At 42.5% G+C, this 20,483-nt stretch carries 17 protein-coding genes and 1 tRNA gene; 16 read left to right on the top strand and 2 right to left on the bottom strand.

Features of this window, described 5'->3' with window-relative positions; all coding sequences use genetic code 11:
• Positions 1-83 precede the first annotated feature (83 nt).
• From MAS10914_RS0110475 to MAS10914_RS0110465, 3 genes are all read left to right on the top strand, one after another.
• The gene (locus MAS10914_RS0110475; protein WP_017315887.1) at positions 84-1,004 is read left to right on the top strand and encodes an MBL fold metallo-hydrolase; all 921 of its coding nucleotides are present in this window, start codon (positions 84-86) and stop codon (positions 1,002-1,004) included.
• 168 nt (positions 1,005-1,172) lie between these two features.
• On the top strand, positions 1,173-2,249 hold the full coding sequence (locus MAS10914_RS0110470; RefSeq protein ID WP_017315886.1) for a bifunctional riboflavin kinase/FAD synthetase: 1,077 nt from the start codon (positions 1,173-1,175) through the stop codon (positions 2,247-2,249).
• Positions 2,250-2,348: 99 nt separating this feature from the next.
• Positions 2,349-3,278 (top strand): AAA family ATPase, encoded by a 930-nt coding sequence (locus MAS10914_RS0110465; protein ID WP_017315885.1) that lies wholly within the window; start codon positions 2,349-2,351, stop codon positions 3,276-3,278.
• A 17-nt stretch (positions 3,279-3,295) separates the two neighbouring features.
• Here the strand turns inward: MAS10914_RS0110465 and MAS10914_RS0110460 are convergent.
• Positions 3,296-3,367: transfer RNA gene (locus MAS10914_RS0110460), tRNA-Thr, on the bottom strand.
• A gap of 287 nt (positions 3,368-3,654) precedes the next feature.
• On the opposite strand from MAS10914_RS0110460, the gene argF reads away from it, so the two are divergent.
• The 8 genes from argF (at position 3,655) to MAS10914_RS0110420 (ending at position 11,855) form a co-directional block, all read left to right on the top strand.
• A complete protein-coding gene (argF, locus tag MAS10914_RS0110455; RefSeq protein WP_017315884.1) occupies positions 3,655-4,581 on the top strand; it encodes an ornithine carbamoyltransferase in 927 nt (308 codons plus the stop codon).
• A gap of 170 nt (positions 4,582-4,751) precedes the next feature.
• The gene (gene lexA / locus MAS10914_RS0110450) at positions 4,752-5,357 is read left to right on the top strand and encodes a transcriptional repressor LexA (protein ID WP_026082466.1); all 606 of its coding nucleotides are present in this window, start codon (positions 4,752-4,754) and stop codon (positions 5,355-5,357) included.
• Positions 5,358-5,532: 175 nt separating this feature from the next.
• Positions 5,533-7,011, top strand: a complete 1,479-nt coding sequence (locus MAS10914_RS0110445; RefSeq protein WP_026082465.1) for a DNA phosphorothioation system restriction enzyme — start codon at positions 5,533-5,535, stop codon at positions 7,009-7,011.
• 417 nt (positions 7,012-7,428) lie between these two features.
• Positions 7,429-7,602: a hypothetical protein gene (locus MAS10914_RS34910; RefSeq protein ID WP_017315881.1), complete on the top strand. Its 174-nt coding sequence runs from the start codon at positions 7,429-7,431 to the stop codon at positions 7,600-7,602.
• Positions 7,599-9,671: an AAA family ATPase gene (locus MAS10914_RS0110435; protein WP_017315880.1), complete on the top strand. Its 2,073-nt coding sequence runs from the start codon at positions 7,599-7,601 to the stop codon at positions 9,669-9,671. Before MAS10914_RS34910 ends, MAS10914_RS0110435 begins: the two co-directional genes overlap by 4 nt.
• Positions 9,672-9,675: 4 nt before the next feature.
• The gene (locus tag MAS10914_RS0110430) at positions 9,676-10,245 is read left to right on the top strand and encodes a Uma2 family endonuclease (RefSeq protein ID WP_017315879.1); all 570 of its coding nucleotides are present in this window, start codon (positions 9,676-9,678) and stop codon (positions 10,243-10,245) included.
• Positions 10,246-10,383: 138 nt separating this feature from the next.
• Positions 10,384-10,854 carry a DNA phosphorothioation-associated protein 4 gene (locus MAS10914_RS0110425; protein WP_017315878.1) on the top strand — a complete coding sequence of 157 codons (471 nt, stop codon included), beginning with the start codon at positions 10,384-10,386 and terminating at the stop codon, positions 10,852-10,854.
• 71 nt (positions 10,855-10,925) lie between these two features.
• A complete protein-coding gene (locus MAS10914_RS0110420; protein ID WP_017315877.1) occupies positions 10,926-11,855 on the top strand; it encodes an HNH endonuclease in 930 nt (309 codons plus the stop codon).
• Positions 11,856-11,921: 66 nt separating this feature from the next.
• On the opposite strand, the gene MAS10914_RS0110415 is transcribed toward MAS10914_RS0110420, so the two are convergent.
• Entirely contained in the window at positions 11,922-13,523 is a 1,602-nt protein-coding gene (locus MAS10914_RS0110415) for a DGQHR domain-containing protein (protein WP_017315876.1), read from the bottom strand.
• A 210-nt stretch (positions 13,524-13,733) separates the two neighbouring features.
• Here MAS10914_RS0110415 and dndC point away from each other — a divergent pair, with 210 nt between their 5' ends.
• The 5 genes from dndC to MAS10914_RS0110390 all read left to right on the top strand — a co-directional run bounded on the left by dndC (position 13,734) and on the right by MAS10914_RS0110390 (position 20,130).
• A complete protein-coding gene (gene dndC, locus MAS10914_RS0110410) occupies positions 13,734-15,335 on the top strand; it encodes a DNA phosphorothioation system sulfurtransferase DndC (protein WP_017315875.1) in 1,602 nt (533 codons plus the stop codon).
• Positions 15,336-15,409: 74 nt separating this feature from the next.
• Positions 15,410-15,805, top strand: a complete 396-nt coding sequence (tnpA, locus tag MAS10914_RS0110405; RefSeq protein WP_017315874.1) for an IS200/IS605 family transposase — start codon at positions 15,410-15,412, stop codon at positions 15,803-15,805.
• A 167-nt stretch (positions 15,806-15,972) separates the two neighbouring features.
• The gene (dndD, locus tag MAS10914_RS0110400; RefSeq protein WP_017315873.1) at positions 15,973-17,973 is read left to right on the top strand and encodes a DNA sulfur modification protein DndD; all 2,001 of its coding nucleotides are present in this window, start codon (positions 15,973-15,975) and stop codon (positions 17,971-17,973) included.
• Positions 17,974-18,036: 63 nt separating this feature from the next.
• Positions 18,037-18,426, top strand: a complete 390-nt coding sequence (gene dndE / locus MAS10914_RS0110395; protein WP_017315872.1) for a DNA sulfur modification protein DndE — start codon at positions 18,037-18,039, stop codon at positions 18,424-18,426.
• Positions 18,427-18,675: 249 nt separating this feature from the next.
• Entirely contained in the window at positions 18,676-20,130 is a 1,455-nt protein-coding gene (locus tag MAS10914_RS0110390) for a DNA phosphorothioation-associated putative methyltransferase (RefSeq protein WP_017315871.1), read from the top strand.
• The last annotated feature ends 353 nt before the right edge of the window (positions 20,131-20,483 follow it).

Below are 20,483 nucleotides of genomic sequence, written 5' to 3'. Positions count from 1 at the left end.
AAAGCCGTGAGACAGAATAAACTTAACAAAATAAGTAATCCTTTTTTGTATTGATCGCCCGTTCAGATCAGCAAGCAACACCCATGTATAGGATAGAGAATCAATTTACTGTGCATTTTTGGGGCGTTCGCGGCAGTATCCCCTGTCCGGGAACACACACCGTTCGTTATGGCGGTAACACCCCTTGCGTTGAAATGCAAGTGGGTGGCAAACGCTTAATTTTTGATGGAGGCACGGGACTGCACGTTTTAGGGCAATCTCTGTTGGCTAAAATGCCAACAGAGGCTCATATTTTCTTCACCCACTCCCACTGGGATCATATGCAGGGGTTCCCTTTCTTTTCCCCAGGGTTTATTAAGGGAAATATCTTTCATATTTACGGTGCGATCGCCCCTGATGGTTCCACCATAGAACAGCGTCTCAATGACCAGATGCTGCACCCAAATTTTCCTGTGCCCTTGCAGATTATGCAAGCAGATTTAGATTTTTACGACGTTATACCGGGGCAAGCAATACACATTCATGACGTTACTGTAGAAACAGCTCTACTGAAACATCCAGGTGAAGCTATAGGGTATAGAGTTAACTGGCGTGGTGGCGCTGCTGCTTACATTACCGATACCGAGCATTATCCTGACAGGCTAGATGAAAATGTCCTATGGTTAGCTCGTAACGCCGACATTCTCATCTACGATTGTACCTACACTGATGAAGAATATCATTCTCCAACTAGACCTAAAATTGGTTGGGGGCATTCTACATGGCAAGAAGCTGTGAAGATAGCTAAAGCCGCTAATGTCAAAACTCTGGTCATTTTTCACCACGACCCATCCCACGACGATGAGTTTTTGGATCGTATAGGACAAAAAGCCGCCGAGAAATTTCCTGGTGCTATTATGGCACGAGAAGGAATGGTACTCCAGGTTCCTGTACCAGTCCCTTTATCAGAATCTTTTCCTGTTAGTAGATTTTCTGCTTATAGGTTGCAGTCGGAGCAACTTTAGATTTTCGATTAGATTGGTGATTAGGAGCTTTTAGCAGTCAGCTTACAGGAAGTTCTGAGCAATGAGGAGCTTTTTGCCTGCGGAGGTGTCCTCCGTTGTAAATGTCCTCGTGGCGGCTTCCCTTAGGGTTGGCTGATAGCTTAAAAAATCTTAAATCCCAGAATCGACGTGCTAAATTTGTCTCAAAATGGGTGTTCTGTGTGGGTTACTTCTTCGACCGAATTGGCTCGAACTCCAACTTGTGTTGCTCTTGGCAAATTTGACGGCGTACATCGTGGTCATCAAAGAGTTATTCAACCTATATTGCCCCCCGCTGGGCATGAGGGAGTGGGGGGAGATGAGAGAGCAAATTCCTCCTTGTCTGTCTTGTCCTCCCCGTCCTCACACATTTACTCGACGGTTGTCACCTTTAATCCTCATCCACAAGAATTTTTTACTGGGCGACCCCGTACTTGGTTAACACCATTGGATGAAAAAATCCATTCCTTGCGATCGCTAGGAGTAGAACAACTGGTACTACTGCCCTTTGATAAAGAATTATCTGCTTTAACTCCTGAACAGTTTGTAGAAAAGATTCTGGTGGAACAACTGCAAGCTGCACGAATTAGCGTCGGGCAAGATTTTTGCTTTGGTTCCAACCGGAGTGGTACTGCTGAGGATTTGCAATTACTCGCCGCCAAGTACGGCATTCCTGTTACCATTGTTCCTCTAGAAACTTGTGGATGTCATGAATCCACAGATAGCCGTGAAGCTAGCCTTTCGAGCCAGGAAGCTCGCATTAGCACTTCATTGATCCGGCAAGTATTACAAAGTGGCGACATCCAAAAAGCAAACCAACTGTTAGGACGTGCATACACGCTTATCGGTACTGTCATCCAAGGTCAACAACTGGGCAGAACTATTGGCTTTCCCACAGCCAATCTACAATTACCACCAGACAAGTTTTTGCCCCGTCATGGTGTTTACGCTGTTCGTATTTTTACCTTGGGAGAGACACTAGAGACTCCTGACAATACTTATTTGGGCGTGATGAATATAGGTCATCGTCCAACGGTAAACGGTACATATGAATCTGTAGAAGTCCATCTGCTTGATTGGTCTGGTGATTTGTATGGCAAAAAGCTGGTAGTGCAGATAGAAAGCTTTTTGCGACCAGAACAAAAATTTCCTTCTCTAGAAGCTCTGAAAACACAAATTCAACAAGATTGCGCTGTCGCTAGAGCTTTTTTTAGTGCCGAGTGTTAGTTTAGCTCTGCTGAGGGAAGACTAATTAAGGGAATGGGGAATGTCTAAGGGAAAAGCTATTCCCTATTCCCTATTCCCTTTCCCCTAATTAATGAGTGCATGAGAGAAAAAATTGACACTCTGACACAAAACCTGGGTCTTACCATTGTTGGCAAAAGCGAGGCAATACGCTTAGTGCTAGTCGCAGTGCTAGCTGGCGGTCATGCTTTACTAGAAGATGTTCCTGGGGTTGGCAAAACTCTCCTTGCTAAATCTTTGGCTCGTTCCATTGATGGAAAGTTTCAACGGCTACAATGCACCCCTGATTTACTGCCAACTGACATCACTGGTACCAACATTTGGAACCCCAAAAGCGGTGAATTTAACTTTCTCCCAGGTCCGGTCTTTGCCAACGTTGTGCTAGCAGACGAAATCAACCGTGCTACACCCCGGACTCAGTCGGCTTTGCTGGAAGTTATGGAAGAGCAGCAGGTTACAGTAGATGGCGTCTCTCGTACTGTTCCCACGCCCTTCTTTGTGATTGCTACTCAAAACCCCGTTGAGTACCAAGGCACCTTTCCCCTGCCAGAGGCGCAGATGGATCGATTCATGTTGTCATTGAGCTTGGGCTACCCCACTGAAGCTGAAGAACTCCAGATGCTGCAACGCCACCAAAAACCCCGTTTCTTTGAGAAATCAGGTTTGTTGGCATCTGATTTACAGCCCTGCATTACTTTGGCAGAAGTACAGGAATTGCGCCAAATCTGCGCCAAGGTAAAAGTAAATACATCGTTGCAACAGTACATACTCGACTTGGTACGGGCAACACGGCATGATGAAGAAATCACTCTTGGCGTTAGTCCTCGCGGCACCGTAGCATTACAACGGGCAAGTCAAGCTCTAGCTTTTCTTATAGGGCGTGATTACGCCATTCCTGATGATGTCAAATTTCTTGCTCCTCATGTTCTTTGCCATCGCCTCATTCCAACAGGAGGTCGAAGGGCAAGAACTGTGATGGAGCGGTTACTACGGGCAGTGCCTATTCCCTAAACGCCACATATACAAAAAGCCAGCAGTCGGATTTGAACCGACGACCTTCCGATTACAAGTCGGATGCACTACCACTGTGCTATGCTGGCATACTTCACTTTTCTACGATAAGGATTTCCTTATCGTTTTTTAGCTTCGCACTAATTTATAATTCTACCATAAGCAAGCTAATTTACAACATTAAGTGCAAAGTGTTATATCCGCCCAATAGCGCTGCAAAGACCTGGTGTTTGTCAGATCACGCGTTCCAAGTGTAATGAAATTACAACAAATTCCTGACTTTTTTCACTGCTGATATTGATAAACTAAATCATAGACCAAAGCCACCTTTGGGTACACCGAACAGAAAAACAAAAGTGTTCTTTGCACAACAAGCATGGCAGAGTTGAGCGGACGAGATTTATTAAGTCTGGCGGACCTCAGTCCAACAGAAGTTCTAGAACTTCTGCAAATGGCATCACAGCTAAAATCACAAAAACTGAGGTTGCGGTGTCATAAAGTGTTAGGGCTGTTGTTCTCCAAGGCTTCCACTCGGACACGAGTGAGTTTTACTGTAGCAATGTACCAACTGGGTGGACAGGTGATTGACCTCAATCCCAATGTTACTCAAGTGAGTCGTGGGGAACCATTGCAGGATACAGCGAGGGTTCTGGATAGATACCTAGATGTTTTGGCTATTCGTACCTTTGCCCAGCAGGAATTGGAAATTTTTGCCAACTATGCCAAGATTCCCGTCATTAATGCTCTCACTGATTTAGAGCATCCTTGTCAGGTACTGGCTGATTTAATGACTGTTCAAGAATGCTTTGGCTCTTTTTCTGGCTTGACTTTAACTTATGTAGGGGATGGGAATAATGTTGCTAATTCCCTGTTGTTAGGCTGTGCTTTGGTGGGAATGAATGTGAGAATTGCTACACCTAGTGGATTTGAAGCAAATGCAGCAATTATAGAAACAGCACGTTCCATTGCAGGCGATAAAACCGAAGTCCTCTTAACTCATGACCCCGAAGTCGCAACAAAGGGTACCAATGTCATTTATACTGATGTTTGGGCAAGTATGGGGCAAGAATCAGAAGCAGACGACAGAATGCCAATTTTCCAACCTTATCAAGTCAATGAACAGCTGATAAGCCTTGCTGACCCAGAGACAATTGTTTTACACTGTTTACCAGCACATCGTGGTGAAGAAATTACCGACGAGGTTATGGAAGGTTCTCACTCACGCATTTGGGATCAGGCAGAAAATCGGATGCACGCCCAAAAAGCTTTACTTGCAAGTATTTTAGGGGCAGAGGAAGTTTAAGTTATGAGTTGTCAATTATAAGTCGCTAAGTATTTACTCGTCACTCCTCACTCCTTTTTTCTAAATTTATTAAATTAAAAATCGAAAATACTCAAAATATATAGTGCATTGGGAGGTTTTTTGTAGTACTAATGTTCTATGAACATTTGTATTTACTTCCCTACAAATTTATGGAACGTTTAACAGAAGCTCAAAGAGAACTTTACGAATGGTTGGCAGAATACATACGAGTACACCAGCATTCGCCTTCTATTCGACAAATGATGCAGGCTATGAATTTAAAATCGCCTGCACCAATTCAAAGTCGTTTGGAACATTTACGTACTAAAGGGTATATTGAATGGAGTGAAGGCAAGGCACGGACAATTAGAGTTCTGCGACCTTTAAAGCAAGGTGTACCAGTTTTAGGTACGATCGCCGCTGGTGGATTAATAGAACCCTTCACGGAAGCTGTAGAAAATATAGACTTAGCAAATCTGTCGTTACCTCCCCAAACATATGCTTTGCGGGTGACTGGTGATAGCATGATTGAAGATTCTATTGTGGACGGAGATTTAGTATTTCTGCGCCCAGTACCAGAACCAGATCAGATAAGAAATGGTACTATCGTCGCCGCTAGAGTGGATGGTATTGGTAATACATTGAAGCGGTTTTATCGATTAGGCGATCGCGTCACCCTCAAACCTGCAAACCCTAAATATAATCCCATAGAAGTGGAAGCTTTGCAGGTGCAGGTGCAAGGTTCCCTTGTCGCTATTTGGCGTAATTACAACTGATAAATAGGGAATGGGGAATGGGGAGTAGGGAAGAGGTAGTGGATAGTGAAACAACAACTCACAAATGTAGAGACGCGCCATGGCGCGTCTCTACAACCAACAACTAACTACTAACAACTAACTACTAACAATTCCCACTCCCCACTCACCACTCCTCGGACGTTATTGCCTTTGTATGTATTTGCTACGAAACCAAGTTAAGCAACCACCCACATTCAAACTAAGATTACCTTTTGTAGGCGAAAGTAGGGGCGCTTATCAGACACAACCATTACCAGGATGCCCTAGAATGCCACCATCTCTGCAATTGCGGGGATATCAGCGACAAGCCGTTAATAACTGGTTTGGCAACAACGGCAGAGGTACCCTGAAAATGGCAACTGGTAGTGGGAAGACAATTACCGCGCTGGCTATTACCAGCGAATTATACAAGCAAATAAACTTGCAAGTCTTACTGGTAGTTTGTCCTTACCGACATCTCGTCACTCAATGGGCGCGAGAATGTGAAAAATTTAATTTGCAGCCTATCTTAGCTTTTGAAAACGTACGCAATTGGCAGAGCCAACTTTCCACACAACTTTATAATGTACGTTCTGGTTCTCAACGTTTTCTCACGGTTATTACTAGCAACTCTACCTTAATTGGAGATGGCTTCCAATCTCAACTTAAGTATTTTCCGGAAAAAACTTTAATTATTGGAGACGAGGCACATAACTTAGGCGCACCCAAGTTAGAAGAAAGTTTACCACGTCGTGTTGGGTTGCGACTCGCTTTATCTGCTACGCCAGAAAGGTATTTTGATGAAGGCGGAACCCAATCTTTATTTGATTATTTTGGTCCTGTTCTCCAACCAGAATTTACTTTAAGAGATGCTATTAATCAAGGTGCTTTAGTACATTATCTTTATTATCCCATCTTAGTAGAATTAACAGAAATAGAAAGTCGTGCTTATGCTAAATTAACGCAAAAAATTGGACGGGCGCTGCTGTATCGGGAACGAGAAAATGTTGAATTGGGAAACATCGAAGATAACGAAGATTTAAAGGCGTTATTAATGCAGAGGGCGAGGTTAATCGGTGCCGCAGAAAATAAGTTAAATGCTTTACGTGAGTTAATGTCAACTCGTCGAGAAACAACTCATACACTTTTCTATTGTAGTGACGGTTCACAAGACGTGGAACAGCCTTCTAGCTTGCACCAACTAAAAGCCGTCGCCAAAATTTTGGGAGTAGAACTAGGTTACAAGGTAAGCACCTACACTGCCCAAACATCTTTAGAAGAAAGAGAAGTTTTGCGTCGTCAATTTGAAAGCGGAGAATTGCAAGGTTTAGTAGCAATTCGCTGTTTAGATGAAGGGGTAGATATTCCAGCAATTCAGACGGCTGTAATTTTGGCAAGTTCTGCTAATCCCCGCCAGTTCATTCAACGGCGTGGAAGAGTTTTGCGTCCTCACCCAACAAAGGAACGTGCAACGATATTTGACATGATTGTTTTGCCACCCGATTTAGACAGGAAAACTTTAGAAGTTGAGCGCAATTTACTGCGAAAGGAATTACTGAGATTTGTTGAGTTTGCTGATTTAGCTGATAATGCTGGTGAAGCTAGGATGAAGTTATTGAACTTACAGAAGCGATACGGATTACTGGATATTTGATTTGTGAGTATTAGGCAAAGACACCAAGAAAAACTTTAGTTAATTTGATGAAAATGGAACCACAGATACACACAGATGCACACAGATGACTTATCTGTGTTTATCGGTGTGCATCTGTGGTTCTAAATACCTTAAAACTCGATTTTTGCAAGAAATCTATTGTATGTTGTTGCAAACGAAACGAAGTGAAGTGAAGCAATGCCACATACCTGCGATTGTTTTGCTATGCCTGCGGCACGCTACCCGAAGGCTCACAAGGACACTATTCAATCGGATTTCATACGAAATAATATTACCATCAGTTCATCAAAGTTTTATGATATTTTCAAATTTTGATGAAATCTTATCACCAGTGTGTGTACTGATGATTGTGAAACCATATAATATGAAAATCAAAAAAAATATTTAAAAAGCAAGATGACAAAGGAAACCAATATTGATTATGTTCAAGAGCCAATTACCAGTGCTCCGCCAGAAGTGCGGCAAATTATTGATCGCGTATGGCAATTAGAAAAAAGCCGACTAGATAAGAAAATTAACAGCCATATTAATGATGATATTCTGGCGATTGTGAAGGAAGCGGTGCGATGAAGCTGACTTCAATTAAGCTTTGCAACTTTCGCTCTTTTTATGGCAAGACGCCGGAAATAATTCTTGCGGGAGGAGAAACTCGCAACACAACGATAATTCACGGCAATAATGGTTCGGGAAAAACCAGTCTCTTGAATGCGTTTACTTGGGTGCTGTATGAGAAATTTAGTGCAGCTTTTGCATCAGTTGAACAGTTGGTGAATAAGCGGGCGATCGCCGAAGCAAAACCAGGGCAAGCTGTAGAATGTTGGGTAGAGTTGGAGTGGGAACATGAAGGCAAACGCTACAACGTGAAACGCGTGTGTCGGGTTTATAAAAATGAAACCGACGTCAACGTTACCAAAACAGAATTGCGTATGCAGGTAGCTGGAGATGATGGACGCTGGTATTTTCCACCTCAGCAACCAGAGGACGTGATAGCGCAAATTTTACCTGTTAGTTTACATCAATATTTCTTCTTTGACGGCGAGCGCATTGAAGAGATAGTCCGTTCTGATAAGAAAGCGGAAATTGCTGAAGCCACGAAGATTTTCTTAGGTGTGGAAGTCATTAACCGTTCCATCACTCACCTCAAGGAAGCTAAAAAAAGTTTGGAAAATGAGTTAAAGGCAATTGGTGATTCAGAAATTAAACAGCTTTTGAAACAGCAGGACAATCTAGAACAGGAAATTGAGCGAATCAGCAAGCGACAAACAGAAATTAAACAAGAGTCGGAATATCAAGAAACTTTTAAAAAAGAGACAAGCAACCTTTTAAGAGAACTCAGTGCTGCCAAGGAATTGCAAGAAAGACGGCAAGAGTTAGAAAAACAAAAAGCATCAAATCAGGAAAACCTGAGAGAAAGTAAGGAAGCCATAAAAAAAGCGATTTCTGCACGCGGTTACACTGTGTTGCTAACAGAAACGACAGCCCAATTTCGGGAAATCGTGAATGAGTTGAAGCAGCGAGGCGAGTTAACCTCTGGAATTTCGCGGGAATTTGTGAATGAATTACTTGACTCTCAACGTTGTATTTGTGGTGCAGACTTATGCGAAGGAAGTCACTCGCATGAGAATGTAAGACAATTATTGGATAAAGCGGGTTCTTCTGTGGTGGAAGAAACAGCTATCCGCATGAGCGCTCAAGTCGATGAAATTGACAAGCAAGCAGTCAGCTTTTGGGAAGAAGTTGACAGAGAACAAGCAAGGATTAATCAGTTAAGGCAAACTATCTCGCAAATTGAAGGTGATTTAGATAATATTCAAGAACGGTTACGGAAAGATGCCAATGAAGAAATTAGCAGTTTACAAAAGCGGTTAGATGAGATTGAAGAGAAAATAAGAGATTTAATATTAGAACAGGGTGCCAATCAGCAGCAAATTGCTAACCTTAAAACTGAGTTGGAAGTTTTGAGAAAACAAATCGCCAAGCAAAAACTGAATGAGGAAAGGCAAGCACTGGCGCAGCGACGCATAGCCGCTACTCAAGATGCAATTGAACGTTTCACGGAAGTCAGAAACCGTCAAGAAAAGCAGTTTCGTTGGCAACTAGAAAAGCGGGTACAAGAAATATTCAGCGAAATTTCATTTACACCATATATTCCCAAAATCAGCGATAAATATGAACTGACGTTGGTAGAAAATACTGCTGGTTTAGAAATGCCAGTTGCAGCTTCTACAGGAGAGAATCAAATTCTCAGTTTATCTTTTATTGCCAGCATTATCGATATGGTACGGGAATGGAGTGAAAAGAAAAAAATGTTGCTGGTTCCTGATAGTAGTACTTTCCCGATTGTCATGGATTCACCCTTTGGCAGTTTAGATGAAATTTCTCGGCGACAAATTGCAAAGACTATTCCTAAATTGGCAAATCAGTTGATTGTGTTGGTGAGTAAAACGCAGTGGCGGGGTGAAGTAGAAGAAGAGATGGCACAAAGAATTGGTAGGGAATATGTGCTGACTTACTATTCTTCTAAGCCTGATTGTGAACAGGATTATATTCAGTTGGGTGGGGAACGGTATCCTTTGGTTAGGCAAAGTCCAAATGAGTTTGAGTATACGGAGATTGTTGAGGTGAACCGCGAGGGGTAGGGTTATGGTTGCGAGTCCAGACAGAAAATACATGACACCCCAGGAGTACCTGGAATGGGAAGAACGCCAAGACACCAAATATGAGTACGTCAACGGCGAAGTCTTTGCCATGACTGGGGGTACTATTCCCCATAATGATATAGCCCTAAATCTGGCTACAGCATTAAAAAGCTACCTCCGGGGTAGTGGCTGTCGTGTCAATATGGCGGACGCGAAAGTAGGCGTATCTGAAAAGGGACCATTTCATTACCCAGATGTTGTGGTGAGTTGTGATCAACGAGATAGACAAGCTATTAAATTCATTCAGTATCCTTGTCTAATTGTCGAAGTCCTTTCGCCTGGTACAGAAGCCTACGATAGAGGCGGTAAATTTTACCAGTACCGTCGCATCCAAACTTTGAAAGAATACGTTCTCATCGATGCTGAAAAAATCAGTGTGGAGTGCTTTCGGCTGAATAATACAGGTTTCTGGGAGTTACATCCCTACGAGGATGGGGATGAAGTTCACTTAACCAGTGTTGATTTTCACTTTCCCATATCCCTTGTTTACGAAGATGTTCAGTTTGCGAGGTAGGAGAAATGAACCGCCAAGACGCCAAGGACGCAGAGGGAAGAGAGGGCGATCGCTTGTCGCTTAGTATCAAATAGTGCGTTCTGGAGTGCGATCGCTCTATCTCCGAGTTAAGATTGTCACAAAGTAGATTTAAGTAAGATGGCTGCAAACAGAATCAAAATTGCTAAAGATAAGGCTGAGTTGGTGAAAGCTTTAGTAGCATCAAAAGAGACAACTGGACCTTTTCAAACTTATGTTGATGCAATGGTATTTGCGGCAGCATTGGGCGTGAAATATAAAAAGCGTGTTCCTTTAGGAGAAACCGTGAAAAGAGAACCTTCTCCAATTCCCCAAGAGAATTTTGCGTCAATGGGACATGACTGGATAATAAAATTATTAGCAATTAATGAGACACATGATATCAAAATACTCTCCTCCAGAGAAGAAGAATATGAGGATAAACGTACTCAAATATTTGAAGAGTATGCTAATGGAGGTCTTGAAATATTGCAAAATGAATTGCGGGGAGCCGTTGACTATTCAGAGCGACTTCTATTAGTTCTCATTTCTGAAATAGATAAACAAGAAAAGTCAAATAATGAATTTGATTTAAGCCGATTTTTAACTTAAATCATATGTGAATAAAAATAGTTTTTTCTCAAATGTAAATATTTTAAAAATAGCCTATATATATATTCAAAATGAAAAATATATTCTACTACTGCCAAAGGTTTTCTGCTCTAAATGTGAGCAGCAGCCAGAAACGTGGTAACGCTCATTACAAACCGCTTTTGCTCTTATCTGTAATTGATTTGATTGCACGAAATATAATTACTAATAATGAAATTATGGTTTCAAACGCACTTATTGAAACATTTGAAAGGTACTGGAATTTAATAGGCTCCAAGTCTTACAAAGGTGGTTTGCACTATCCATTCTTCCATCTGCAAAGTGAGGGTTTTTGGCACTTGCAGTTTAAACCTGAATTTAATGGTTTACAGCCTAAAACAACTAACAAGCTAAAAGAAGCTGTTGAATACGCATATTTGGATAGCGAACTATTTAGTTTATTACAAGATGAACTTACCAGAAAAGAATTAATTGATGCACTTGTGGCAGCTTTCTTTTCTGACAATGAACGTGAAATTGAAGAAATTTTACAAATAAATCAAAATTTTCAAGATTCGTCCTTAGAAATAGAATCATTAAATTTAGAGACAAATCCAAGATGGAGATTTAATAAAACAGTTATTAGAAATGCTTTTTTCAGAAAAGCTATTATACATATTTATGATTACAAATGTGCATTTTGTGGTCTAAAAGTAAATAAGTCTTTCCGTCAAAATATAGTGGACGGCGCACACATAAAACCATTTTCACAATTTTATGACAGTAGAATTAATAACGGAATATCGCTATGCAAAAATCATCACTGGGCATTTGATAGTGGTTGGTTCACTGTAGATAAACAATACAAAATTATAATTAGCAGGGATTTACAAGAGGAATCTCCACACGCTACACCTATGAAGGATTTTCATGGTGAAAAGCTCATACTGCCAAATTCAGAGAAATACTTTCCAGACAGTGAAGCACTTCAGTGGCATCATCAAAATTTATTTCAGGAATAAGGCAACATTTGATATTATTCACTAATTCGGATTTGTTAAACTGTATTAACCTGAGCTATAGTTTTGCTAGTTCAGAATATATGGAAGTCCTACTGCTTTAGGTTCAACAAATTTGCCATCAAAACCTATTGTTTTATTTTCAACAGTTCTAGCTTTAGCCAAATCCTTGCGAAGTTCTGCACGTTCCATCTGATCCTGAATCCCACCCAAGATGTAAATAAATAACTTCGCCGCCAAATCCCGTCCAGCAACCTGCACCCGCTTTTTGTTTGGGTCATACAAAATACCGTACCAGAGAGATTGCGGGTACTCCATACCGCTAAAGCCACCGGAACGGTCGAACTTTTGCAGCTTCTTAAAAATGTCTGCTAGCGAAAGCCCTTTCTTAAAAACCAGAATACCTAAAGCTTGCGCTAAAGCCACTTGACCAACAGGACGAAAAAGCATATTTCCTTCGCCCCCATCCTTTTCAAAGCTGAACCGTCGCAATGCAGGCGTACCCTCATCTTCAAGAAGCTTATAACTTGGAAGGCTTGCTAAACAATCGAATAACTTGTGAAACTCCTGTATCCCCTCCTCAAGTTCCTCATCCTCTGGACGCATGGGAATTAAACCTTTATCCAAAGGTTTCCAGTGAGAGTACTTTTGCCCCAAGTATCGTTCAGACATTTCTTTGACAGCTTGCAGCGTCGTCAAAACCGTTGAGTTCGCCGCAACTGTCGCACTATTCCAATTAACGCGAGGCTTTCGCGTTTCCTGTTGTTCCAAAAGCGGATGGTTGACAGCGATTTTTCTAGCAACAATCGAAAAACCATCATCCTCATTCAGCTGTGCTAACTGACCTTTACTCAAGGGCGCAGCCATCAGGTTAACATGAACAAAGATGGATCTCACCCGTCGCCTTGCTTCTTCGCGGGTTTCGCCAGCCGCAACCGCACAAATGAACTCAATACCAATTTTTTCCTTGGGCAAGCTTTGCAGGTAACTTGGTTCGACACGATATTGTTCTACCAAGTCAGCCAGCGTAATGAAAGTTTCGTAAGCAGTTTTATCCTTTCTGTATCGCTGGAGTTTGCCAGTTTTGATTAACTCCATCAAACCCTGCACCCCCATTAATCGGTGTTGACCATCCAAAGCATAAATGGTCACATTTTCCTCAGAAAGATTTAGCAGACCGACTTTATCATCTTTATCCAGTGGAGTGAATTCGGTGGTAGATTTTGTGGCGCGTCCCTGACTATCCCACTCAGCAGCTTTGGGATTATCCACCCACGGTTGGTTAATTACCACGAGAACTGGCGGAAACTTATGATTTTTCCGGGCTGCTAAATACTGCACTAGGGGTGCTTGACGTGACCAATCAAGGGGACGCTGTTGAATTTCATCAATGCTATCCGCGTCAATTTCGATGTTATCAGTCTCTGGATTGTACTTTTTTTGCAGCAGTGGTAAGCCAGACGCGAAGTGAACGCGACCCGCAAACCATTCTAGGGTGACAGAACCAACATAAGCCTCGGTACCACCCATCTCGGTTTTCTGAACGAGAATGCGATCTTTCCTCCCAAGAAACTTCTCTAGAAGTAAAGCGAGTAGCTGTTGGTCTTTGATTTCCCGTTGCAAGTACTCGCTAGCGATGTCAGTGGTTGGGTCAGATGCACTGTCCTTCATGGTAATTTTTAAAAACTGGGGGTTTGGTACAAATTAATTCTCTATAAAATTCGGTTAATATGAACAAGTTTTTAAAAACTTTACGTTCTACAATACTAGGGTTGCGTTGGCACGGAGTGCCCGCCTTTCCTGCGGAACGCTACGCGAACGGCGTATGCACTACGTATTAAGAAGGGTGACTAACGTCCGTGTTTAGACAGGGAAGGAGAAATGGCTACAGCACAACACTCAGAAAATCAAAGTCAGCAAGCCCGTACTGTGGCAGAGTTAGTCGATTATATCCAATCGCTCACCACTGAAGTACAAGAATTATACTGTCTGGATGCCATTCCTTGGGTCGTTGGATACTCTGGTGGTAAAGATTCAACAGCTACTTTGCAGTTAATTTGGAATGCGATCGCAGCACTCCCACCCGAAAAACGGATTAAGCCAATCCATGTCATTACAACAGATACAGGGGTAGAAAATCCCTATGTTTCTGCTTGGGTACGCAATTCCTTAGAGCAGATGAAAGTAGCTGCTCAAGAGCAACGAATGCCAATTGAACCTCATTTACTGCAACCAGAAATTAAACAGACCTACTGGGTGGGCTTAATTGGCAAAGGTTATCCAGCACCCCGCCATAAATTTCGCTGGTGTACTGGACGCTTGAAGATTGAACCATCTAGCCGTTTCATTCGTGATGTTGTGCGAGCCAGTGGTGAAACAATTGTTATCTTGGGAACTCGCAAAACTGAAAGCACCAATCGCGCTCTTATTATGAAGAAGCGCGAAGTAGGTAGGGTGCGTGATCGCCTCAGTCCTCATCCCGATCTAGTGAACTCTCTCCTTTACACACCTATAGAAGATTGGCGAACTGACGAAGTTTGGCTCTATCTGATGCAATGGCAGAACCCTTGGGGATACAGCAATAAAGATTTATTCGCCATGTATCGAGGTGCAACAGCAGATAATGACTGTCCGCTAGTTGTTGATACTTCTACTCCTAGTTGTGGCAGTTCTCGTTTTGGATGCTGGGTCTGCACATTGGTTAATAGCGATAAATCCATGCAGGCAATGATTCAAAATGATGAAGAGAAAGAATGGTTGCAACCTCTGGTAGATGTTCGCCTGGAATTAGATATTGAAAATGACCGCGATAAGAGAGACTTCCGTCGTATTTGGGGCGATGTCCAACTTTTTGAACGCAATGTGGATGGTGAAATTTCTGTTGAACCAATTCCTGGTCCTTATACAAAATATTGGCGGGAGTATTGGTTAACACGAGTCTTAAAAGCGCAAACACAAATCCGGCGCACAGCGCCAGAAAATATGCGCGACATAACCCTAATTTCCCTAGAAGAATTGAGCGAAATTCGTCGCATTTGGCTAGAAGAAAAACACGAATTTGATGATAGTTTACCCCGCATTTATATGGAAGTTACAGGCGAACCTTTCATCGACCCCCGCCCTGGCGCTGGCTATAGTCTGCTAGGTAGTGATGAATGGGCGGTGCTAGAAGAAATCTGTGAAGGTGATGCGATGCACTTGGAACTGATGGCGAAACTGTTGGACACAGAACGCCAGTTTCGCAAGATGGCGCGTCGCGTGGGAATATACGATGCACTAGAAAACTGTTTTAAAACAAGTTCCCGTTCCCAAGATGAAGCGATTAAAAATGCCCATTTGAAAAGGGATTTGAAAGAGGCTGTTGATAAAGGCGATGTTGCAACAGTTAAACAATTAACTTTGGGGGATGTTGCTGTTGGTGAAAATGTAGAACCAGCTAAACCGCCAGGTTGGGCAAACATTAAATTTAAAAAAAGCGAATAGAAACCAGAATAGAAACCAGGCGAATAAAATTCGCGGCTACACAAACGAAACCCGCCTACGCGGGTTTAAGAAATATGAGGTCACATTTTACGCAGTTGTATTTACATTATGTTTGGGCCACTTGGGATAGATTGCCCTTAATTACACCTGAGATTCAGAAGCTACTTTATGCAGCAATTATTAAAGAGTGTGAACACTTAAAATGTACAGTAATTGCCATTAATGGCGTTGAAGACCATGTTCATCTCCTCACAGGTTTTCCACCTACCCTAAGCGTATCTGAGCTAATCAAACAAATTAAAGGAAGTTCCTCTCATTTTATGACTCACGAAGTAAAGCCAGGTGAATTTTTCAAATGGCAAGGTAGCTATGGGGCATTTACAGTTAGTCATGATGCCATAGATAACGTAGCTAATTACATCAGGAACCAGGCTACACATCATAGCCAAAAATCAATCATTTCTACCTAGGAACCCAACTAACTGATAAATTCTACATTTAGTCCGCGTAGGCGGTGAGACAGCGCTGCAGGAGGGTCTCCCTCCGTAGGCGACTGCGAATCCGAAGGGACTTTGCCTGTGTAGCCGCGAATTTTATTCGCCCAGTCTATTAATTATCAAGACAATATATCCAGAAAATGATATTTCTTGAACTCGTTCTACAAAACTTTGGTCCCTACTTTGGGAAACAAATAATCAATCTTGATCCAAAAATTGATCAAGACAATTCTCACCCAATCATCCTTTTGGGGGGAATGAATGGTGGGGGAAAAACTACGCTGATGGACGCCATTCGCCTCGCGCTTTATGGATCTCGCGCCCAATGTTCGACCCGTGGAAATCTTAGCTACGGCGATTTTCTCACCCAATGTGTTAACAGCCACGCGCCGACAAATGAAAAAACCCGGATTGAATTGCTTTTTGAACACATTGAAAATGACAAGCTAGTCAAATATCGTATTGTGAGAACTTGGGAAAAAAATCCGAAAGATGGTAAAGACCATTTAGGAATTTTGGAATTAGACATTACTAGACAAAATGACTGGTTAAGAGAAGAATTAGTGAATACTTGGGACGATTACATCGAAAATTTGCTACCTTTGGGAATTTCTAACTTATTTCTGTTTGATGGAGAACAGGTTAAGGAACTTGCAGAACAGGAAATACCACCACCAATTGTAGTTGATGCAATTCGCGGACTTTTAGGGCTAGAATTGGCAGAACGTTTAGCAGTGGATATAGAAATTTTAGCTAACCGCAAACGCAAGGAAATAGCTAATACTAAAGATTTGGCAAACCTAGAAGAAATTGAAGAAAGACTCAGTCAACAACAAGCAGAATACGAAAAAAATAATCATCAGTTAGAAGAATTAAATATAGAATCACAAAAATCAGAAAAAGACAAGCAAGAAGCGTTCGATAAATTTGTTTCTGAAGGTGGTAAAATAGCGGCAGAACGAAATCAGTTAGAACTACAGCATAAAGAAAAGATTGCTGAGGTAGAACAAGCACGTCAGGGAATGTGTGAATTAGCATCTCATGTTCTACCACTCGCCTTGATTGAACCTCTCCTGAGTCAAGCACAACACCAAGGAGAAAAAGAATTTCGTATTCAACAGGCGCAAATCGCAAGGGATATATTATTTGAGAGAGATAAACGTTTACTCAATTGGATGACTCAAGTAGGTATCTCAGAAGAACAATTTGAAAAAATACAAACATTTCTACAACAAGATGAAGAGACATTACGAGCAAATTTGCTCCAAGCGGAAGAATCCTGGTTATTAGCTGACGCTGAAACTTTGAGTCAATTGGGTAATATTCTCTACTACTTGCAAAATTACAAGAATATCGCCAAGCAGCAAATCGGAATCCTTAAAAATAAGGAAGAAGAAATTATCACCCTGGAAAGACAAATACAGACAGCAGCAGAACCAGAAGCTTATAAAAAATTAGTTGATGCACTAGAATCAGCACAAAATAAAGTTTCAAAAACGAAAGCAGCCAGCGAAATAACAAAACGCCGCTGTGATGAATTAGAGGCTGAAATAAAAAATATTAAGAAGGACTTACAAGAATATACTAAGCAAAATATTGATCGCAAAAACTACGAACATATTATTGACTCTGCGACGAAAGTCCAAGAAACCCTCAAAATTTTCCGTGAAAAATTAACCCTAAGAAAACTCAACAAACTCGAAGTCGAAGTTACCGAGTGCTTCCGCTATCTCCTGCACAAATCAGATTTAGTGCATCGCGTGGCAATCGACACTCACACCTTTAGCCTCTCACTGTATGATTTGCAGGGGAAACCCGTTCCCAAACATCGCCTATCTGCTGGAGAGAAGCAACTCCTCGCGATCGCCTTCCTTTGGGGATTAGCCCGTGTTTCCGGAAGGCGCTTACCAGTTGCAATTGATACACCATTAGGACGCTTAGACTCTTCTCACCGCAGTAACTTAGTTGAACGTTACTTTCCATCAGCTAGCCATCAAGTCATTCTCCTTTCCACCGACACCGAAATCGGACAAAAGGAAGTGCAAGCCTTGCGGGAAAATGAGGCGATCGCCCGCGAATACCTCCTCAAATACGACTCATCCACCCGCCAAACAACTGTAGAACCAGCCTATTTCTGGTAACCCTCTTATTTCTCCTCTTCCTCTGCGTTCTCTGCGCCTCTGCGGTTCATTTTCCTAAAAATCATGGAACCACCAATCGACCGTATAAAACTCTCCCAAACAGCCAAAGACCAACTCCTCAAACTCAGACGCAACACCAAAATCGATCAATGGAACATCCTATGCCGTTGGGCATTTTGTCGTTCCCTAGCCGAACCAACCCCACCCTCACCCGTGCCAATTCCTCAAGATAGCAACGTCGAGATGACATGGCGCGTTTTTGGCGGTGAAATATCCGATATTTTGCTACTCGCCCTCAAGCAACGCTGCTACAACGACGGCTTCGGAACTGACAAAGAAACCCTCGCCACGCAATTTCGCCTCCACTTGCATCGCGGTATTGGTTATTTAGCAGGCGATCCAAATATCAAGAAGATTGAAGATTTGATAGAACTGGCGACGAACAAGATATAAGAATTAATAAACCACAGATGGACACAGATGGACACAGATAAAAAACATCTGTGTTCATCTGTACGGCAGTTTGCACGCTCGGGGGAACCTCGCCGTCGCCTGCGGAGGAGACAGTACTGTTGGCGTAGCCTAGCCTGCCCTGGGGCTTAGGCGGGTTTCCCGCCGTAGGTAACTGTCGTTGGAAACCCTCCAAAGAGCGCTGCTCCCAACGCACTGCCTTGTTTATCTGTGGTTCTTCTTAATATTATTATGTCGTTAGAGAGCTACGTAGAAATAGAACGCCATAGAGCCGCGATCGTTCGCACTGACTTATCAAGACCTGTGCGATTGGCAATAGAATGGGTAATTATAAATAAAGATACCACGTTTTTTGACTACGGATGCGGACATGGCGGCGATGTGCAGCGAGTGGCAAACTTGGGCTACAGCAGTGCAGGTTGGGACCCATACTACTACCCCGATGTTCCGCCCATTCGGGCTGATGTCGTCAACTTGGGCTTTGTCCTGAACGTGATTGAAGACCCGGAGGAACGCCGCCACGCTCTTTGCCAAGCATGGGAACTCACCCGCAAGGTCTTAATTGTTGCGGCACAAGTGCTGATAAATGCTCCTAGCAAGGCTCAACTCGCTTACGGCGATGGCATCGTCACTAGCCGTAATACCTTTCAGAAATATTACGAACAAGAAGAACTGAAAAAATACATTGATGAAGCCCTAAATGTAGATGCGGTACCAGTGGCGCTGGGTATCTATTTTGTTTTTCGAGATGAAGCCGAAAAAGAAGGATTTAAAGCGATACGCTTTTTCTCCAGAACCTCAACGCCAAGAGTACGCATTCCTACGAAACGGTTTGAGGACTACAAAGAGAAGCTGGAACCACTGATGGAATTTTTTACCAAGCGTGGGAGGCTTCCGGTAAAAGGCGAATTGGAAACCGAACAGGAATTACTCAGCGAATTTGGCAACTTCCGCCGTGCTTTTGCTGTGATTTTGCAAGCTACAGATGAAGCAGAATGGGATGCGATCGCCTACCGTCGTTCTCTTGATATCCAAGTTTATCTTGCCCTCACCCACTTCGATCAGCGCCCTGCATGGCAAAAACTCTCACCAGAAATGCGCCACGACATCAAAGCCTTTTTTGGTAGCTACGAGGAAGTTTGCCAAGTTGCTGATACCAAGCTTTTCAGTTTAGGGAAACCGGAAGTCGTTAAAAGAGCTTGTGAAAAAAGTAAAATTGGCAAACACACTCGTAGCGCCCTTTATGTTCATGTTTGCGCCCTTCAAGAACTCGATCCCTTGCTGCGAATTTACGAAGGCTGTGCTAGCCGCACCATTGGGCGTGTCGATGGCGCAACATTGATCAAGTTTTGTACAGATGAACCGCGAATCTCCTACCTGTTCTACCCCGAATTCGACACTGATCCCCATCCAGCATTGAAGGCAAGTATCACGATTGACTTAAAAACTTTGTACATAACTCACCGAGACTATGAACAAAGGGCAAATCCGCCAATTCTCCATCGTAAAGAAACATTTGTAACAAGCGACTACCCACTCTACGAGGAATTCGCTCAACTTACCCAACAAGAACAGGAATTAGGACTACTCAAGTACAAAAGCGATATCGGAACTCGTGAAGGTTGGGCAAAATGTCTCGCAGAACACGGAGTAGAAATCAGAGGTCATCAAATTCATTACTTTTAACAATTTTTATTGGTCGCAATTCATCTCACCGTTAAGGCGAAGCCTGTAACGGTGAGATGAATTGCGACATCCAAGATAGACGACAATATGGCGCATGACGCATTCCTTTACCATGCTTTTCTAGCTACGAGTGGAAATACATCTTCAAAAAACTGTAATGACTGGTTGCTCAATCCTTTCCTGTTGACCTAAGGCAGGATCTCGGCTTATCAGCCGCTCAGATTGAGAAGGTTGAAACTGTATTCAGACGTTCAAATATATGAAAAACGCTGTAAGCATTATTTCATCCTAATTTCATTTCTCAATGCAAGACTAAGAGGTGTGTGCATATTCAGCGCCTACAAACATAAATA

This window comes from Mastigocladopsis repens PCC 10914 (genome assembly GCF_000315565.1).
In the GTDB taxonomy this organism is placed as follows: Bacteria; Cyanobacteriota; Cyanobacteriia; order Cyanobacteriales; family Nostocaceae; genus Mastigocladopsis; species Mastigocladopsis repens.
The sequence above is the reverse complement of the archived record's forward strand: the minus strand, read 5'-3'. Positions and strand labels throughout refer to the sequence as shown.

Excerpts from the sequence above, each read along its gene's own strand:
- MAS10914_RS0110390 (WP_017315871.1), top strand. The coding sequence starts at position 18,676 with ATGTCGTTAGAGAGCTACGTAGAAATAGAACGCCATAGAGCCGCGATC.
- MAS10914_RS0110425 (WP_017315878.1), top strand. The coding sequence starts at position 10,384 with ATGGCTGCAAACAGAATCAAAATTGCTAAAGATAAGGCTGAGTTGGTG.
- dndE (WP_017315872.1), top strand. The coding sequence starts at position 18,037 with ATGGAACCACCAATCGACCGTATAAAACTCTCCCAAACAGCCAAAGAC.
- MAS10914_RS0110435 (WP_017315880.1), top strand. The coding sequence starts at position 7,599 with ATGAAGCTGACTTCAATTAAGCTTTGCAACTTTCGCTCTTTTTATGGC.
- MAS10914_RS0110420 (WP_017315877.1), top strand. The coding sequence starts at position 10,926 with ATGAAAAATATATTCTACTACTGCCAAAGGTTTTCTGCTCTAAATGTG.
- argF (WP_017315884.1), top strand. The coding sequence starts at position 3,655 with ATGGCAGAGTTGAGCGGACGAGATTTATTAAGTCTGGCGGACCTCAGT.
- MAS10914_RS0110430 (WP_017315879.1), top strand. The coding sequence starts at position 9,676 with ATGGTTGCGAGTCCAGACAGAAAATACATGACACCCCAGGAGTACCTG.
- MAS10914_RS0110475 (WP_017315887.1), top strand. The coding sequence starts at position 84 with ATGTATAGGATAGAGAATCAATTTACTGTGCATTTTTGGGGCGTTCGC.
- MAS10914_RS0110445 (WP_026082465.1), top strand. The coding sequence starts at position 5,533 with ATGTATTTGCTACGAAACCAAGTTAAGCAACCACCCACATTCAAACTA.
- dndC (WP_017315875.1), top strand. The coding sequence starts at position 13,734 with ATGGCTACAGCACAACACTCAGAAAATCAAAGTCAGCAAGCCCGTACT.
- dndD (WP_017315873.1), top strand. The coding sequence starts at position 15,973 with ATGATATTTCTTGAACTCGTTCTACAAAACTTTGGTCCCTACTTTGGG.
- tnpA (WP_017315874.1), top strand. The coding sequence starts at position 15,410 with ATGAGGTCACATTTTACGCAGTTGTATTTACATTATGTTTGGGCCACT.
- MAS10914_RS0110415 (WP_017315876.1), bottom strand. The coding sequence starts at position 13,523 with ATGAAGGACAGTGCATCTGACCCAACCACTGACATCGCTAGCGAGTAC.
- lexA (WP_026082466.1), top strand. The coding sequence starts at position 4,752 with ATGGAACGTTTAACAGAAGCTCAAAGAGAACTTTACGAATGGTTGGCA.
- MAS10914_RS0110465 (WP_017315885.1), top strand. The coding sequence starts at position 2,349 with ATGAGAGAAAAAATTGACACTCTGACACAAAACCTGGGTCTTACCATT.
- MAS10914_RS34910 (WP_017315881.1), top strand. The coding sequence starts at position 7,429 with ATGACAAAGGAAACCAATATTGATTATGTTCAAGAGCCAATTACCAGT.